The sequence below is a fragment of the Mageeibacillus indolicus UPII9-5 genome (assembly GCF_000025225.2).
Lineage (GTDB): Bacteria > Bacillota > Clostridia > Saccharofermentanales > Fastidiosipilaceae > Mageeibacillus > Mageeibacillus indolicus.
Map to the genome: position 1 here is coordinate 1,346,215 of NC_013895.2, position 18,041 is coordinate 1,364,255.

Annotated in this window: 13 protein-coding genes and 1 tRNA gene; 2 read left to right on the forward strand and 12 right to left on the reverse strand. The window is 47.4% G+C overall.

The genetic code is table 11. The annotated features are described in order from the left end of the window. Positions 1-383: 383 nt before the first annotated feature. On the reverse strand, positions 384-887 hold the full coding sequence (locus HMPREF0868_RS05940) for a hypothetical protein (RefSeq protein WP_012993818.1): 504 nt from the start codon (positions 885-887) through the stop codon (positions 384-386). Positions 888-925: 38 nt separating this feature from the next. Continuing rightward, positions 926-1,417, reverse strand: coding sequence for a YtxH domain-containing protein (locus HMPREF0868_RS08035; protein WP_012993819.1), 492 nt, complete (start codon positions 1,415-1,417; stop codon positions 926-928). 161 nt (positions 1,418-1,578) lie between these two features. Between HMPREF0868_RS08035 and HMPREF0868_RS05950 the strand changes: the two genes are divergently transcribed. After that, positions 1,579-2,376: an HAD family hydrolase gene (locus HMPREF0868_RS05950; protein WP_012993820.1), complete on the forward strand. Its 798-nt coding sequence runs from the start codon at positions 1,579-1,581 to the stop codon at positions 2,374-2,376. Positions 2,377-2,438: 62 nt separating this feature from the next. Here HMPREF0868_RS05950 and HMPREF0868_RS05955 read toward each other — a convergent pair. The 3 genes from HMPREF0868_RS05955 to HMPREF0868_RS05965 all read right to left on the reverse strand — a co-directional run bounded on the left by HMPREF0868_RS05955 (position 2,439) and on the right by HMPREF0868_RS05965 (position 5,169). Continuing rightward, positions 2,439-2,521 (reverse strand) — tRNA-Leu (locus HMPREF0868_RS05955). A 106-nt stretch (positions 2,522-2,627) separates the two neighbouring features. Then, on the reverse strand, positions 2,628-4,784 hold the full coding sequence (locus tag HMPREF0868_RS05960) for a heavy metal translocating P-type ATPase (protein ID WP_012993821.1): 2,157 nt from the start codon (positions 4,782-4,784) through the stop codon (positions 2,628-2,630). A 100-nt stretch (positions 4,785-4,884) separates the two neighbouring features. Beyond that, on the reverse strand, positions 4,885-5,169 hold the full coding sequence (locus HMPREF0868_RS05965) for a DUF6110 family protein (protein WP_012993822.1): 285 nt from the start codon (positions 5,167-5,169) through the stop codon (positions 4,885-4,887). A 493-nt stretch (positions 5,170-5,662) separates the two neighbouring features. On the opposite strand from HMPREF0868_RS05965, the gene HMPREF0868_RS05975 reads away from it, so the two are divergent. After that, positions 5,663-8,086 carry a CPBP family intramembrane glutamic endopeptidase gene (locus tag HMPREF0868_RS05975; RefSeq protein WP_012993825.1) on the forward strand — a complete coding sequence of 808 codons (2,424 nt, stop codon included), beginning with the start codon at positions 5,663-5,665 and terminating at the stop codon, positions 8,084-8,086. A 22-nt stretch (positions 8,087-8,108) separates the two neighbouring features. On the opposite strand, the gene HMPREF0868_RS05980 is transcribed toward HMPREF0868_RS05975, so the two are convergent. The 7 genes from HMPREF0868_RS05980 to HMPREF0868_RS06010 form a co-directional block, all read right to left on the reverse strand. Then, positions 8,109-9,488 carry a peptidase U32 family protein gene (locus HMPREF0868_RS05980; protein ID WP_012993826.1) on the reverse strand — a complete coding sequence of 460 codons (1,380 nt, stop codon included), beginning with the start codon at positions 9,486-9,488 and terminating at the stop codon, positions 8,109-8,111. A 12-nt stretch (positions 9,489-9,500) separates the two neighbouring features. Then, positions 9,501-10,790: an endolytic transglycosylase MltG gene (gene mltG, locus HMPREF0868_RS05985; RefSeq protein WP_012993827.1), complete on the reverse strand. Its 1,290-nt coding sequence runs from the start codon at positions 10,788-10,790 to the stop codon at positions 9,501-9,503. 50 nt (positions 10,791-10,840) lie between these two features. Further along, a complete protein-coding gene (gene typA, locus HMPREF0868_RS05990; RefSeq protein WP_012993828.1) occupies positions 10,841-12,682 on the reverse strand; it encodes a translational GTPase TypA in 1,842 nt (613 codons plus the stop codon). Between the two features lie 115 nt (positions 12,683-12,797). After that, entirely contained in the window at positions 12,798-14,123 is a 1,326-nt protein-coding gene (gene der / locus HMPREF0868_RS05995; RefSeq protein ID WP_012993829.1) for a ribosome biogenesis GTPase Der, read from the reverse strand. 78 nt (positions 14,124-14,201) lie between these two features. Next, positions 14,202-14,393 (reverse strand): 50S ribosomal protein L32, encoded by a 192-nt coding sequence (rpmF, locus tag HMPREF0868_RS06000; RefSeq protein ID WP_012993831.1) that lies wholly within the window; start codon positions 14,391-14,393, stop codon positions 14,202-14,204. Positions 14,394-14,422: 29 nt separating this feature from the next. Next, the gene (locus tag HMPREF0868_RS06005) at positions 14,423-14,959 is read right to left on the reverse strand and encodes a YceD family protein (RefSeq protein WP_012993832.1); all 537 of its coding nucleotides are present in this window, start codon (positions 14,957-14,959) and stop codon (positions 14,423-14,425) included. A 127-nt stretch (positions 14,960-15,086) separates the two neighbouring features. Next, positions 15,087-17,819: a cation-translocating P-type ATPase gene (locus tag HMPREF0868_RS06010; RefSeq protein WP_012993833.1), complete on the reverse strand. Its 2,733-nt coding sequence runs from the start codon at positions 17,817-17,819 to the stop codon at positions 15,087-15,089. Between the last annotated feature and the right edge of the window lie 222 nt (positions 17,820-18,041).

Below are 18,041 nucleotides of genomic sequence, written 5' to 3' on the forward strand. Positions count from 1 at the left end.
CTCCGTTGGAAGTCAAGCTTGACCGTTTTCGCTGTACTCCATAAACCGTCATCCTACTGCACCAGATATCGCCAACCTCCCGTATCGCTATCTTTCGGAGCAGCCGCGCTATCATTTTTGACTTTGTCTTTCTTTGACTTTCAGCTTTAGTATATACCTGATTTTTGCCATGTCAAGCGTTTCTATCGGCCGTCACAAAAACTTTACTAAAGCTTTATATTTGACGCTATTTTTACCGCTATTTCGTCCAGACCGTGCTCACCATCATCCTGTTGACCAACGCAAACGTAAATTAACCGCGGTCTTAAATAAATAAAAGCACGGTCGCCCAGACAACCGTGCTTCGTTTTCAACCCAACCACCGAGCGACGAATAAAAGTCGCTTACTTAAATTTAAACTTATGTCCAGCGCCGAATTTATTTTTCTTCAAATAAGAACCGAGGGCGGCCTTGGCAAATCTAAAAGCTTTGTGCCAAGTTTTGCCTTTGCCGCGACCGAAACGGACCAGCTCAATCAAGGAACTAAGCCAACCGCTAAAATCTTCAACCGTTGAGGCGACCTCGCCAACACTGTCACCGACAGCTCCTATACTCTCACTCACCTTCGCCAAAGTAGGCCCGACAGTTTCAGCCAAATCATCCGATATATCCGTCAAATTTCCCGAAACTTCAATCAGATTGGCCGAAATTTCAACCGAATTGTGTAACGTATCCAGGAGCGGTTGTTCGCCGGATAAAATGATCTTGTTGGCGGAATGCAAAACTTGCGCCAGCCTTACACAAACTACAGTCAAAGCGATTAGAGCTGCAATACCGGCCAAAACCAAGATGATGATCAAAAAATCAGTCAAATCAATCGTAACCGTCGCTAAATAAAATCTGTCCATGCCGCCAGCCTCCATATATTTCTATTCTGGGAAATCAATTATGCTTGCGGTTCATTAGTAGCGTCAGTACTTTCTACTGCCGTTGCAGAATCAGCCTCTTCATCCGCGGTTTCCGGCTCAGCTAATTGATCAGCCAAGGCCTGAACTCCAGCATGAGCCAAGCGCCGGGCCTGACGAGCAGCGATACGAGCCTGCCGTGCCGCATTGCGTTTCGTTCTGGCTAAACCATTTCCAATATCCTCGGCGCAGTCAGCCATATCGGCAGTAAAAATGCCCAAACGATCCACTGCAGTCCCAGCCAGATTCTTCACCTGACCGTATCCGCGTTTCGCTAAATCGGCGGCGGCTTCTTTGCCCTTAACCGCACACTTGCAAATATCTTCACGAGTCTCTTTACCTGATTGCGGGGCCAATAACAAAGCAACGGCCGCTCCTCCCAAGAGCCCCAAAGCGGTACCGATGGCTACTTGACGATGTCTGGTTCTACGGTTTTCGCCGGTAAAAGCACCTATGACTTCTTCAATAAACATAAAATCGCCTCCTGTAAATACCGAAAAATATAAAGCCGAATAAGACAAACTTGTCCGGTGTTTCTATCATTGTACCGCAGGTTATAAAGGTACGCCAGATAAAATTGCCATATGCTATAATAATTTACATTATGCTTTTATTTTAGCAACAGGAGTTAACTATGCAAAAAATAAAAATGATTGTTTGCGATATTGATGGGACACTAGTTCAAGATTACGAACAAGGATTTGATCCTCGGCTGTTCGACCAAATTAGAGCTTTTTTAGCTGCCGGAGTGAAGTTTACCGTCGCCACCGGACGTCAGTACCCCAATCTTGCCCACATCTTTAAACCTTTTATAAATGATGCTTATATGATTTCGGAAAATGGCAGTTGTATTTTCTTTAAAGACGAATTGCTCGAAGCCGCGGCTATGCCGATGCCGGATGTTTACGCTTTAATTGACGCTATTACGGCCGTGCCCGATTGTGAACCCATGATTTCCGCTCCTCGTTTCGGCTACTATTCTCACCCATCAGCAAGTTTTCAAGCAAATCTGGCGCGCTTAAGCGGCTTTGTTATGCACGAAGTTGCCAATTTCCGCGACATTGTGCCGCCAGTCGTAAAAGTTACTGCTTTCGTCAGCACCGACTCCGCCGCCCCCGTTCCCTATTTGACCGAACCTTGGAGCAAAAAATTTAACATGGCCATTGCCGGGGAACACTGGCTCGATTTCAATCCGTCCAATAAAGGGGAAGCCGTGGCCAAACTGGCCACTCGGCTCGACCTTACTCCCGATGAAGTTTTAATTTTCGGAGATAATTTCAACGATATAGAAATGCTCAAATTTACGAAAAATTCATTCGCTATGCCTCATTCCGCTCCCGCAGTAATAGCAGCGGCCGGCTTTGGGGTATGCGACAATATCGGTGATTATTTAGCCGAGCTACTGAAAAACGACTGTTGCTTGAAGCCATAAAAATAATGATTAAGCACAAAAAATACGGCAACTGATAAGTCTATCAATTGCCGTATCATAAGTGGTGCGGATGACAGGATTTGAACCTGCACTCTCGCGAACCGGAACCTAAATCCGGCGCGTCTGCCAATTCCGCCACATCCGCGAACACTTTTATTATATTATACAATTATGACAATTGGCAACTGGTTTTGCACGGTTCGCCATCATAGTCTGCAAATTTAGACACTGCCAATCCAAAATCTCCCTACTCACATATTACAATTACTCTGTGATAGCGTAGCCTTAGACGCAGAAAACTCCGGGTAAGGTAAAAGATTAGCTGCACAAATAGCCATTGTCGATCCATTGTGCAAAAGACTTAAGGTCGCTGGCGACAGTAACGCCGCAGCTCCAGCCAAAAGCAGAAGCGAATTAAAGCCCATAATAAAACGATAGGTCCGCCATGAACGTTTTTGCAATGCTACCGCCAAGTTGCGCAACTCGATCAAGCCAGCCAGGTCATCGCTTAAGAGTGAAATATCGGCTGCCTGGCGGGCCAAAGCGGATGCATCGCGCATAGCCGCTGAAACATCGGCCGTCGCCAAAGCGGGGGAATCGTTCACACCGTCCCCGACCATCACCACCGTATGGCCGGCAGCCTTGAGTTCTTTCAGATAACGCACCTTATCCTCGGGCAGACACTCGGCATAATATCCATCCAAGCCAAGTTTTTTGGCCACACGCGCTGCGGCTGAAGTGCCGTCACCGGTCATCATCAACATGTTATTAAAGCCCAGCCGTCGCAGTTCACCGATGATCGCCGCGGCTTCTTCACGTACCGGCTCATCAATAGATAAAATACCAATTAAGCGATGGTCAAAAGCCAAAAATAAATTCGAAAAGCCGGCCGCCTCATTTCGCAAAATTTTCTCGGCAGCTGCAGATAACGCAATTCCCGAATCTTCCAAAATAAAATGGGCTGAACCGATTCGTGCATCAATGCCGTCATATTCCGTTACTATACCATGAGCCACAATATAATTTACTTTGCTATGATTTTCCGCATGAACCAAACCTTCACGTTTGGCAGCTCGAACAACGGCAGTGGCTAAACTGTGCGGGAAATGTTCCTCAAGGCAGGCCGCAATCCTCAATACTTCCTCCCGGCTAAATTCTTCGGTAAGTGGATATACCGCTTGCAGCTCCGGCTCGGAGGTCGTCAAAGTACCGGTCTTATCAAATACGATTGTATCCGCCCCGGCAAAACTTTCGAGTTTGTTACCGCCCTTTATAGCAACATGCCGGGTGGCCGCGGTCTCCATGGCGGAAATTACAGCTATCGGCAAAGCGAGTTTCAGTGCACATGAATAGTCAACCATCATGGTCGCCGCCACACGACTTAGCTTGCCGGTCAGCAGCCAGACTAAGGCCGAAAAAGCAAAATTATACGGAACAAGATGATCGGCCAATTTTTCCGCCTTAGATTGCAAGTCGGATTTTTGCTCACCGGCTTGTTCTAGCAATTGCATAATTTGATGAATTCGGCTCGTGCCGGCTGCCTGTCTGACCTCAATGTCCAAACTGCCTTCTTCCACTGCCGTTCCCGCCAAAACAGAGGTGCCAGGATTACGGAATACAGCCTCAGCTTCACCGGTCAAACCAGCTTGATTGATCATAGCCTCGCCGACAAGCACCCGCCCGTCAAACGGAATTGTCATACCCGTTTCTACCCGAACGACGTCGCCTACAGCTATATCCGCCGCAGCGCATTGAACCACTTCAACCTGTTCTCCGGCTTCATCCGAGACAACTTTCCACACCTGGTCTACAGTTAAAGCCAAAGAATCAGCCAGCGTATTCTTGGCCTTTTCCATGGTATATTCTTCCAGAGCAGACGATATTCCCAGCAAGTAGATGATATTGCTCGCTTCACTGGTTGAGCCCTGCAGTAAAGAAATCAGAATTGCCCCGGCATCCAAAACCGGCAAATCCAGTTTGCCGTGTAACAGCGAAGATAAACCGGCCTTCAAATACGGATAAGCTTTGATTAAGGTAAGCGGCCATCTTACAAAAGCCAGTGGAGCCGGCATCAGGCGCAAAGCATATCGCCACAAGGTGCGTTTCAACAAATCTATACCCAAGTTGTGCGCCAAAATTTTGTTGCTTAAGCGCAGTTCCGCCGTCGGAGGTAAAGTCAACGCAGCAATATCAATTTTGCGAATCCGACTCAGCAAATATTTAACATCTAAGTCGGTATCGAAACAAAGCAACACCGTCGCTGTCGATTTATTCGCTTTAACTTTGGTCACCCCGGGCAGAGTCAAGAGTTCTGCTTCAAGGCCTACTGCACTTCGCAGATCAAAGCTATAGTCCGGGCACTGTAACCGGATGCGTCCCGGTAATTGATGTTTGATTGTAAATATCATAGGAACTCCCATCGTATCAGCTACATATAAATCAAGCTAAGTCGCGAGTCTTACAGCAACCGCGGCTTAGCTGATTGAAATGTAGGAACAACGTTTTTTATCAGGCTTCGGCGCCACCGGTTTTGCATACGGATGAGGCGGCACAATTCATCGCTTCGGCGGTAGCCTTGTTTTTTTCGACTTTAGCTTCGGCATAAATATCTTCGGCCTGTTCTTTAACTGCATTAACCGTTTTGGCTGCTTCGTCACGGATCAACAGTGCTTTGGCCACCGTTTTAACGGCCGCTTGATGTACGCACTTGCTCTTAGCGAGTTTCCCGACAACGAGTGTCGCACTTACGCCTAACGCGAACGGTAGTAAAACTTCTTTGCATAAAATTTTCATTATTCTCACCTCAATTATTGTAATAAATGTAGTTGAATACTTTATTGTTTGTCTTTATCTATATTAAGTTTAACACAAACATTTTCCGCTGTCAGTATAAAATTATAAATTTGGCGGATTTTTACAAAAAATACATGAATTTTGTGCAGTTTGAAAAGTTGCTTTTCGTTTACATACCAGTGTTTTCCGAGGCTTACCATGTTAGACGGACGAAATTTAGACTTAGCTAATTTTCTATTTATATTTTGCGCTGCAAAAGAGACATTTGTCCATTTTAAAGTCCACATTCAACTCGTTCAAAGCCATTTTGCCGCACATCAATTGTCACAATAAGTTAGGGAATATAACGCGCAAAACCTAGTTAAGTCGCGTCAGTGGCCGATCCCACTCAAAGCACCGGTATGTAGCCCTGTTCAAATTCCCCCACTAATTTGATATTATAAAAGGTAAGTTTTTAACGATTTGTCTCTTTAAATGATATGCGAGGAATATTTTGAACAAAAAGCATCAAACACCGCCTGAAAATAACCAAGCGCAGCCCCAAGCAAGGCCGGTTAATACTAATGAAATGACGGAGCAAAAGAACGGCATAGTAGATAACGCTCAGCCTGCCACTGCCGCCTTGCCCAATGATACGGGTATGGCAACTACCTCCAGCCCAAATGATACAGATTTGACCGCTAACTCACAATCTAATGATAACGAGCCGGAAAAGCTGTTCGGGTATATCGCAGATAAAGAGCCCCTTTCATTGAAATCATGTGGGGTTAGTGACTCATCCTATCAAGCTTTGACCGCGGCCGACGCGTTGGATATGATCGCCCCCGGCCTACAAGGTAACGCACAAGCCATTTACGGTGTAAAAAACCTTTTGAATCAAGTGGAAAATCAGAGGTCAGACGCGGAACGTGATCAATATCGTTCTGCCGCTATGCAGCGTCAGGAACAGCAGCTGGCCACATATCGAACTAACATTTCGAAACTTACCGGAAACCTTCTCGAATCAGAATTTGATACTTCAGCGTCGCCCGCCGCAACTAAAGACCTGCCGCAGACGGGCATTCGTGGTGTTCGCCCCGCCCCGGTTCCTTCGGTCTCAGCTGATCTTGCTAGGGAATTTGAAGCAGGAAACGCCGCCGTAACACCAGTAAGGGTGACCTTGACCAATCCTACCTCAGGTCTAACCGCCGACCATCCTCTCCGGCCGAATTCACTCTCGAGTGCAGCCGCGACTACAAATGCAGATTTGGCCGAGGACGGTAACACAGCCTTGACTGAGGGCGATGGAGCAGCCGCAACTACAAACGCAGCCTTGACCGAGGGTGATGGAGCAGCCGCGACTACAAACGCAGCCTTGACCGAGGACGGTAACGCAGCCTTAGACTCTGAGAAAAGTTCTCAAGCCGCCTCAATCACTGAACCTCTATCGGAAACTGCCCCTGCAGCTGAACCAAAACGCCCCACCGAATATAGACCTCCCTTATCACTGGCCGACCTCGGTTCATTATCCGAAGCTGAACAAATTGCTTTAGTGGCTGCCCACTTAAGGCCGGCTGCCTCGGCCCCCAGCAGACTTGCTAAACGTTCAGACAACCATAGACCAGTCCCGACAGGTAAGTCAAAAAAATTCTCCCAAGATTTTGTTAACGCGATTGCCGACGGTTCGAACAGTACCGCAGAAGAGATAGCGGACACTACATCTGGCAGCATGCCCGAACCAACGGCGGCCATTGATTCGACCACCATTTCAGAACCCGCGGCCAAGGTCACATCCACTTCCACAGCCACTTCCGCAGCCATGGCCCCTGACTCGGCCACGACTCCTGCTTCAACTTTCGTTGCCACCCCAGGTTCAGACGAACGACGCCCCCATAAATCGCTTTTTCACGTCTTTTCCAGGAGGACCAACGCCATCTCGACCACCGATACGATCGGCCTATCACGCCGGATACAAGCTGGCCTTAAAGCCCTGCACACCATAAGATCACTCGGCGGCAGCTTGATCATCCGCTCATTTATCCCGACAGCCGTGATTTATCTCCTGATGAATTTTTATTTTTTCAACCGTACCCAAGGTGAGATAGCGACAGTATTTGGTTACGGCTTAAGCAACACAATTTTATTGTTAGCTGGATTATTTATTCCCGTGCTTTTAGCTGTCCAATCTTACGGTTTCAGCCCAACCGATGTAACTGGCGAAATTCGTCCCAGCCCTATTTTGTCGATTTTGTCAGTACTGATCAGTTTGCCTGCTTTGTTGGTAATTAACGGTGCTGACAATGTATTTATTTACCTGCAGGCACTGTTAAACATACCTAATGCCCACACTTATTGGCTGAGCGAGAGCTACATGATAAGCAAATTTCCTTCTTTAAGCGTTTGGGCCTTGGTGCTGATCATTTTCGGTATTTTGCAGCCTATAATTGAAGAAATTTTCTTTCGCGGCTTATTGCTAAAATCATTAAAAACAACGGTAAGCTACAGTTCCGCTGTCATTATCCAAGCCATTTTGTATGCTTTGATCAAGCCTAGATCCATAATCAGTTTTGCCACGATTATCGTTGGCTTGTTTCTCGGTTATTTGGTAGTCTTTGCGCAAAGTCTGTGGCCGGCTATTTTAGCCCATATAACTTTAAACTTTGGCCACTTAACCTTGTTGGTTTTCTACCCACAGTTGCTCAGCCAGGATATTTTTATCGGAATAAAAAGTAGCCGGGTGATATTTCAAGTGTCCCTGATCTGTTGTATTTTAGGAATTTTAGTGCTTTGGCCAGGGCTGCGTCTTATGCGCAATTTTAACCCTCCGGCAGTTGATCCTCAACGCAGAAAATCAGAACTGCCACCCCTGCGCGCCTGGGATTGGCGACTTGTGTTGGGCAGCACGGCCTACTTATTGCTTAAGCTGTTGCTGCTTTAGCCTGCTGCTTTAACCTGCTACTTTAATCGCCTGATCCAGTGCAAAAAGTGGTGCAAGAATCCGAACAAGGACCCGAGCATTGCTCAGTACCAGATAAATGATCTGCCCCAGTACCAGCCGAAGCCGCTATACTCCCGCCGATTCCGGCCGGATCATTGTCCTTATCTCCAAGCCGCCGCAAAAAACTGCCCGGACTGAGATTCAATGTTGTGTGCAAATAAAATTCCATCTGCGGATGCGGCGTCGCCGTCAATTCCCCACCTTCAAGATCCGTCAGCTGATTAACGGTGAGTGCGACAGTCGGCCCCTTCGGTGCAACCACTTGAATGTGATCGCCGACAGACATTTTGTTACGCTGCTCACAAAGCACACGCCCGTCTCCCAAAGTCTCTTTGACCACAGCGAGTACGACAGCTTCCTTAACATAGGTTGCCTGACTGAAAATTTGCGCATCTTTCTGAGGCTTGCTGAAATAAAACCCAGTTGCGTAAGTACGATGCACCATTGAGCATAGCTCGACGAATGCCTGTGGATCAACCGTGTAGTTCTCCGGGTCTTCGTAATAACGATCCAAAGCCTCCCGATATGCCTTGGTAACTACGGCTGCATAATAAGCACCCTTCATCCGCCCCTCAATTTTAAAGCTATTAATACCGGCCTGCACCAGTTGAGGAATATATTCAATCATGCAGAGATCATTCGAACTCAACATATATGTGCCACGCTCATCTTCTTCCAAATCCAGAGCCTGACCAGGATGATTTATATCCGAAATACGATACTTCCACCGACAAGGTTGCGCACAACGCCCACGATTGCCATCACGTTCCGTCAAGTAATTAGACAGCAGACAGCGACCAGAATACGACATGCACATCGCACCGTGTACAAATGCTTCCAATTCCAGGTCTGCAGGCACATTTGCACGAATCGACTTGATTTCATTCAGCGTTAGCTCTCGTGCCAAAACAACACGGCGTACACCCAAATCATACCAAAAACGACAAGCGGCAGCATTGGTAACGCTGGCCTGCGTGCTGATTTGTTTCGGGACAAGCGGAGCATAACGACAAGCCAAAGCAAAAACACCGGGATCAGAAATCAAGATACCATCCGCGCCGGATTGATTAAGAAAGGCAAAATACTCCGTCAAGCCGGACAGATCTTCCTGATGCGCATAAATATTAACAGTTACATAAACTTTTTTGCCCCGAGCGTGGGCCATTTTTACGGCCTCAAGCAATTCATCCTGAGAAAAATTAGCGGCGAAAGCACGTAAACCGAACTGCCGCCCCGCCAAATAAACCGCGTCAGCGCCAAAAAGCAACGCTGTCTCAAGCTTTTCCGGACTGCCGGCCGGAGCTAAAATCTCCGGCTTCGCCGGCAAGTCTACCTGTCTCATATAACTCCTCAGTTAATTTTTCTTAGTTGACGCGGGCTTCGCCTCATTACTTGCAGCCGGTTTAGAACTCTTACTCTTGCTCGGGGCAATGATAGTTCCGCCGGAAGAATAGATGACATTTTTACCTGTGTCCAGATTACCGTCAAATCCCTGCTCCTTGGCCAACGGTAAAACATATTTGCGTACATTCTTCAAATGCTCATCGAAAGTATCCGAAAAAACGTTATGGCCGTCACCCGTAGCTGAAAAATAAAGCAATTTTCGGTCATCCGGTTCATTAGATGGATACAAAGCCGCCCGAATCGCCTCCAGACCAGGGTTACATATAGGCCCGGGCGGCAGACCAATGTTTTTGTAAGTGTTATAGGGCGTGTCAAGGTTAAGGTCGTTCTCCGAAATAACCAGAAGTCGCGGGAGGTTTTGCTCCGCTCTGACATAGTTGATAGTTGCACAGGACTGCAAAGCCATCCCCATGTCCAAACGATTGTGGAAGACACGAGATATTTTGTACATCTCCTGGATATTGCCGCTTTCCATCTGAATAATCGCCGCCAGATTGATCACTTCATCCATGCTCATCCCCATTTTTTTTGCTCGCTTGTGATAATCGGAGGTAATACGCAGTTCCGCATTATTTAGCATTGTTTCAATAATCGTGCGCGAATCAGTGTTCAAGTCAAATGAGTACGTATCCGGGAAAAGATAGCCCTGCAAAAGCCATTCCCTCCCCGGCGAGGCTTTTAACGTTTCAAGCAAGGGCATATCGGCAAAATATTTTCGCGGTGAATTAATGATGTCGTCCATCATCGCCTCATCAAACAGAACACCTCTTTCATGCAACAACTGTTTCATCTGTTTATAAGTCAAACCTTCACGGAAAGTTATGTTGCTGGCACTCGGCTTCAAGGTCAAATTGTACATGATTTCATCGTAGCTCATGCCTTCCTTGAGGAAATGCGTACCATATTGATAGCCGCCGTCAAACCCGTTTATTTTGGACATCAAAACAAATAACGATGGATGACTGATCAAGTTGAGTTTCTCAAGCTTACGTGCAATATCCGATGTACGTTCGCCGTAGCGCACATAAACCATAACCGCTCCAGGCGTATCTTTACCTATGACAATTTTTTTGTCCTCACCCTGTGAGCCGATGGCAATATTTTGGGTATCATACTGCGAAAAACGCTTATTCTGGCTGATCACGTAACGATAGCCAATTGAAAATCCGCCCACCAAAACAGCCATAATCAAAATGACTGTGGTTAGTGCTGAAACTGAACGATTAATCTTTCTGGACACGTTAACTCCTCAACTTGCCTTATTGCCGGCTCCACTTTCATTCGAAGCGGTCAGGCTTTCTTTTTCGAACGTTCTTTAGCTCGCTGCTCCGTGCTCAAAATTCGCTTGCGCATGCGCATGTTTTTGGGGGTTACTTCAATCAGTTCATCATCATCCACAAATTCCATGCATTGTTCCAAGCTAAACTGAGTTGGTGCAACCAAACGCAAAGCGTCATCCGATCCCGCCGCCCGCATGTTGGTCACATGTTTCTTTTTGCAAACGTTGACAACGATATCATCGGGCTTAGGGTTGGAGCCAACAATCATGCCTTCATATACCGGTGTACCAGGTCCGATAAAGAGAGGCCCACGTTCTTGGGCGTTGTACAGGCCATAGGTTACCGCTTCCCCGGTTTCCCACGCCACCAACACTCCGTGATTTCGAGTGGTTATGTCGCCTTTCCACGGCACGAAGCCATCTATAACACTGTTGATTATGCCGTTACCCTTGGTATCGGTCAAAAATTCCGTACGATATCCGATCAGTCCGCGCGAAGGTATCTTGAACTCCAAACGCGTATAACCTTTGGTCGGCGGTTGCATGTTGAGCAGCTCGGCTTTGCGTCCGCCCATTTTTTCAATTACTACCCCGACATAATTCTCCGGGACATCAATCAAAACATATTCTTCCGGCTCGCAAAGAACACCGTCAACTTCTTTGGTAATAACTCGCGGTTTGCTAACCTGAAATTCATAGCCTTGGCGGCGCATATTCTCAATCAAAATGGAAATATGTAATTCACCACGCCCCTTGACAATATAGGCATCGGGGGAATCGGTTTCTTCTAAGCGCATGGCTACGTTCGTTTCCATTTCTTTAAAAAGTCGATCCCGCAAGTGGCGTGAAGTCACGAATTTTCCATCCTTGCCGGCAAAAGGGCTGGTGTTGACGCTGAAGGTCATGGCTATCGTAGGTTCATCAATATCGACGAACGGTAGCGAATCGACCTGACCGGTCGGGCAAACCGTGTCGCCTATATTTATCCCAGCTATCCCGGCCACGCATACAATCTCACCAATAGTGGCACTTTCAATATCCACACGGCGCAAGCCTTCGTACCGTTGCAATTTTGCCAGGCGATAGGTTTTGCCGTTTAAATCATCCTTATTGCAAACAACGACACTTTGATTGCTTTTGATGGTACCGCGTTCCACCCGGCCAATTGCCAAGCGCCCAATATAAGGATCGGCATCGATGTTGGAAACCAGCATCTGCAACCCGGCTTCCGGATCGCCTTCTGGGCAAGGTACATTTTTAATCAACACATCCAACAACGGGAAAATATCTTTCGCCGTCCCGTTCATCACCGAAGCACAGTCCTTTGCCGCAATTCCGAGTTTTGCTGCAGCATATACCACCGGGAATTCAAGTTGTTCATCGTCGGCACCAAGCTCCATGAACAATTCCAAAATCATGTCTTCAACTTCAGCCGGACGTGCGTCAGGCCGGTCAACCTTATTGATAACAACTATCGGTTTCAGTTGCAGTTCCAGTGCTTTGCGCAAGACAAACCGAGTCTGTGGCATGGGGCCGTCATAGGCATCAACTACCAGAAGAACACCGTCAACCATCTTCAATACCCGCTCGACCTCACCACCGAAATCGGCATGTCCAGGAGTATCCACAATGTTGATGCGCACATCACCATATTGAATAGCCGTATTCTTGGCCAAAATGGTGATGCCACGTTCTCTCTCTATATCGTTAGAATCCATTACCCGGGTTTCCACTTGCTCATTGGCACGGAAAGTTCCTGACTGCCTCAGCATAGCATCTACCAACGTCGTTTTGCCGTGGTCAACGTGCGCGATAATCGCAACATTTCGCAAATTTTCTATTTTTTTCAACATATATTTCCCTTTCACCCTTCAATAACAATCGTTTATTATAGCAAAAAATCCGGTATCAGCGGAAGACTCTCCCATCCGGCTCGAGCTTCATCAGAAACTAGCGGCGGCCGACATTTCATTTTTTGCGTTCACGACTGCGCAGAATGAAACGAACCGGGGTCCCATCGAACCCAAAATTTTGCCTCAGTCGATTTTCAATATAACGTTCATAAGAAAAATGCATAAGTTCTTTATCATTGCAAAACAGCACAAATTCAGGTGGACAAATCCCAACTTGGGTAGCGTAACGAATTTTGAGCCGTCTGCCCTTATCTTGGGGGGCCGGAACCATCGCCTGAATTTCGGCTATGAAATCATTCAGAACGCCTGTCGTCAATTTACGGCAAGCCTGTTCATATACATGATTAACCATAGGAAATACTTTGTCGCAGCGAGCCCCGGTAAGAGCGGATAAAAACAGTACTTGCGCATAAGGCATATAAGAAAATCTTTCCCGTATACTTCTGGTATATTCTTCCATAGTTCCGGTTTCTTTGTTAACTATATCCCATTTGTTAACAACAAATATTGACGCCTTGCCTGCATTGTGGGCATAGCCGGCAACTTTGGTATCTTGCTCCGTTATGCCGTCAATCGCATCGATCAAAATCAAGCACACGTCCGAACGTTCAATCGCCGCCAGTGCCCGAATCATTGAATATCGCTCAACCTGATCGTCGATACGGGATTTTTTGCGCAGCCCGGCGGTGTCAATCAATACGTAATTTCCGAATTCATTGGTCAAAGGTGTGTCCAAAGAGTCACGGGTAGTTCCGGAAATTGAGGAAACAATCGATCTATTCTGCCCCAAAAGGCGGTTGGTGAGCGAGGATTTCCCGGCGTTCGGTTTACCGATAAGGCAAATTTTAACCCGATGATTGGCGGGATCATCCGTCTCCGGTTCGGGCAGATTCTCTACAATCGCATCCAGCAACTCGCCCATTCCCAAGCCATGGACGGCTGAAATCGGGAAAAAATCGCCTAGGCCGAGATTGTAGAATTCATAAGCCTCCGGGGGAGTGTCGCCGACGTGATCGCATTTATTGACAGCCAGAATTACCGGTTTTTTTGTCTTACGCAGCATGTTGGCAATATCGGCATCGGCTGCGTGGAGGCCTGCCTTTAAGTCAACCATAAACAAAATGACATCAGCCGTTTCAATCGCCAGTTCAGCTTGTATTCGCATCTGCTGTAACAAAACATCGTCGGTGCGCGGTTCGATGCCGCCCGTGTCGATGAGGGAAAATTTGCGGCCCAACCACTCAACTTCAGCATAAATACGGTCACGGGTAACCCCGGGGGTGTCGTCAACAATACTTATGCGCTCACCGGCCAAAAAATTAAAAAAAGTAGATTTACCGACGTTCGGTCGCCCGACCACTGCTACAAATGAATTTGCCACTTTGCCTCCTGTCTGATCTGTTCTGTTCTGCTTTATAGAAAAAAAGCAGCGGTTGCGCCCGCTGCTTTTTGGCTTTCATTATTTTTCGGCGACTTTTTCCATCTTTATGACTTCTCTGCCACCGTAGTAGCCGCAATTCTTGCAAACCTTATGTGGTAGCTTGAGCATGTGACATTGTGGACATTCCGCCAAACCGGGCACGCTCAGTTTCCAATTCGCGTGTGAAGTATGCGTGCGTTGTTTAGACCATTTTCTTTTCGGGACTGCCATTATTATACACCTCCATCAAATCCTAAATATTAATTCAATAAGTTTTTTAATTTACCGAACGGTGAATTGTTCATCGTTCGTTCGGCCGCGCACCTACAATCGGCGTGGTTGCGGTTCGCCCCGCAATACGGGCACAAGCCACGGCAGTCTTCGCTGCACAGCAAACGCATCGGTATTGACGGTAATAGTCTATCGGCAACCGCCTGCTCCAAATCAACTACATGTCCGCAATAAGCGTAGATTTCAGACTCGTCATCCACCGGCCTACTTTGATCTTCCGTAATCTCAGGAACACAGTTGGGGCGATATTCCGCCGTCAAATTCACATTCAGGTCTTGACGTACAGCGGTGTTACAACGGGCACATTCGCCCGTCAAAGTGACTTTGGCTCTGCCAGTCAAGCACAGTCGCCCTTCACCTTTGTTCGTCAGTCGAGCTTTAACCTCTACCGGCTCCGTCAAGTCAATTCCCTCAAAACTGCGTCTGTCGGCACTGAGGATCTCACAAACCTCAATCTCCATCGAGGCGCCGACGATTCCGATCAGCTTGCGCACATCTACTTCCATACGTCACCTCCACAGATAGAATTTATTATCCACTTTTCAGGCCCAGTTGTCAACCGTTCATTCATCGATAAATGTTCTATCACGCCCCTATTTGCGGAGCTAATTTGCAAAATCGACTGGAACATCATCATTTGCTTTTGACACTTTTGGCGCGTTTGACACGATAAAAAACAAGCTTATAAATTTCACCGGCCAAGAAAGGAACGCACCCCAAAGCAATTATAATAACCCAATGTAGCAAGTCGAGCGGCACGGTCTTAAATATGACATTCAAAACCGGAACATAGAGAACCAACAACAGTAAAGCCATCGAAAGCAAGGTAGCACCGGTCATAGTTTTGTTTGAGAAAAAGCCGATTTGCCAAATATTGAACCGTTCCGAGCGGCAGCTGTAAGCACGCAAAAGCTCGGCAAATATCAAAGTTGTGAACGCCATGGTCTTGGCTTCGAGCAGATCGCCGAACTGACCGCCGAACAGTTGATTGTTTTGCCCAATCAAAAAAGCAATGAACACGGCCGCAAAAATAGATACTGATTGAACCAAAATAGCTCCGATCATCTCGCGGTTAATTATTTGTTCAGACTTGCTCCGGGGCTTGAGACGCATAATGTCGGCGTCACCTTTTTCACGGCCTAAGGCTAAGGCCGGGAAGCTGTCCGTAATCAGGTTCAGCCACAAGAGCTGAATTGCTTCTAGCGGGGCTACCCCCATAACCATTGTCGTGATAAAGATAACTAAGATTTCAGCGACATTGCAAGATAAAAGGAAACCGACAAATTTGCGGATGTTGCTGTAAATAATTCGACCTTCTTTTACCGCATGTACAATCGTAGCAAAGTTGTCGTCCGTCAAAATCATATCGGCTGCGCCTTTAGCGACTTCCGTCCCGGTTATCCCCATTGCAACGCCGATATCGGCCTGTTTGAGTGCCGGAGCGTCATTCACTCCGTCGCCGGTCATCGAAGCTATATGTCCTTGATTGCGTAAGGCAGCAACTATCCTAACTTTGTGCTCCGGGGAAACACGTGCATAAACTGATGTCCGATCGACAATTTTTTCCAAATCAGCATCGGACATTTCATCCAATTCGGCACCGGTAACAATACCGTCTCCGGGGCGCAGCAAACCGAGATCACGAGCAATGGCCGCGGCTGTATCCTTATAGTCACCCGTAATCATTACCGCTCTTATACCGGCTTCGTTGCAAACAGTTATCGCTTCGCCCGCTTCCGGACGAGCGGGGTCAATCATACCCATCAAACCGACAAAGGTCATCGCCTGTTCCGCTGTACTTTCGCCTGAAGCCAAATCAGCATGATCATGGTAAGCGAAAGCGAGCACCCGCAGTGCTGTACTGGCCATGGCCGAATTTGCTTGCGCTATGGCTGCCTTACGTTCCGCCGTCAAAGGCTTGACCCCGTCAGCGGTCATTTCGGTGTTACAGCGTTCCAAAACAATGTCTGGCGCACCCTTGGTCAAGGATACAACCGGAGCTTCTGCATAACCGTCACAGAATACCGACATCATCTTACGATCCGAGTCGAACGGCAACTCGCCAAGTTTTCGGTGGTCGGCCTGCAATTTATCGCGGGTTATACCGGCTTTTGCGCCAGCCGTCAATAATGCGCCTTCCGTCGGATCTCCAAGGATGCTCCAAGCTTCACCTTCGTTCACCAATTCCGCCGCATTGCACAAGACCCCGATTTCCAGCAAACGCACGTCTGGTGCCGTAAGCGTAGCTTCATTGCCGTTCAAAGTGAACTTACCCTGCGGATTATATCCACCGCCGCTTACTTCGTACAAATCATTGCCCACATAAATGCGGGTTACCGTCATTTCATTTTGTGTCAAAGTACCAGTTTTGTCCGAACAAATCACATCAACGCAGCCCAAAGTTTCAACGGCAAGCAAGCGCTTAGCAATCGCGTTTTGGTCCGCCATTCGCTTCATTCCAATGGCCAAAACAATCGTCACAATCGCCGCCAAGCCTTCCGGAATAGCCGCTACGGCCAAGGCAACGGCCGTCTTGAAGCCTTCCAAAATCCCGGTCGGCGAATGGTCAACTACCACTTCCTCGACAAACACGACAGCACAAACCACGAGGCAAATGATTGCCAGCATTTTGCCCAACCGGTTCAGATTTTTCTGCAGCGGTGTTTGTTCTTCTTCGATGCCTTGTAATTTGGCAGCTATCTTACCAATTTCGCTATTGTTTCCGGTATCCGTGACTACACCCATGCCCCGTCCGTATGTGATAGCAGTTGAGCTGAAAAGCATGTTTTGACGGTCACCCAGGCCAAGATTTTCAGAGGTCTCAAATTCGGCATTTTTCTCGACTGGAACAGATTCACCAGTCAAAGAAGCTTCCTCCGCTTTTAAATTTCTTGATTCTATCAGTCGCATATCGGCGGGAACGATGTCACCAGCTTCTAGCATTACGATATCACCCGGGACCAACTCCTCAGCCGGCAACATAGTTTGTCGCCCATCTCGCAAAACTCTGGCGTGCGGAGCGGCCATTTTTTGTAAGGCTTCCAAAGCTTTTTCCGCCTTGCCTTCTTGCACTACCCCCAAAACTGCATTAATAACAACTACAACTAAAATAACAGCAGCTTCAATTGCATCTCCGGTAAAAGCTGAGATCAAGCAGGCGATGATCAAAATTATAACCATTACGTCTGCGAGTTGCTGCAATATTTTTTGCCAAATCGTTACTTTCGCTTTTTCTTGCAAACTGTTAGGTCCATATTTTGCCTGGCGTTTGCTGACTTCTTCTGCCGATAAGCCTGTCCGGCTTTCAGTTTGTAATGCAGACATAATTGTTTCTGCAGTACCTTGATAAGGTAAATTATTGTTCATGATGACAACCTTCCTTTTTTGACTGACGGTAAAAAAAAAGACCCGTCAGCACCAGTGTGCGTCCGTAGTCTCACTCTATCACGGCAGAACCAGGCTTGCGCCGGCTGTTGATCCTGCCCCCGTAAACGGTGGTTACTCCCTCTTTCGCTTCGTCTAGTATAGCTGAATTGACCATGTTGTGCAAGCACGGCAACAAATCGTCCGGATATTTTTTTTGTTATG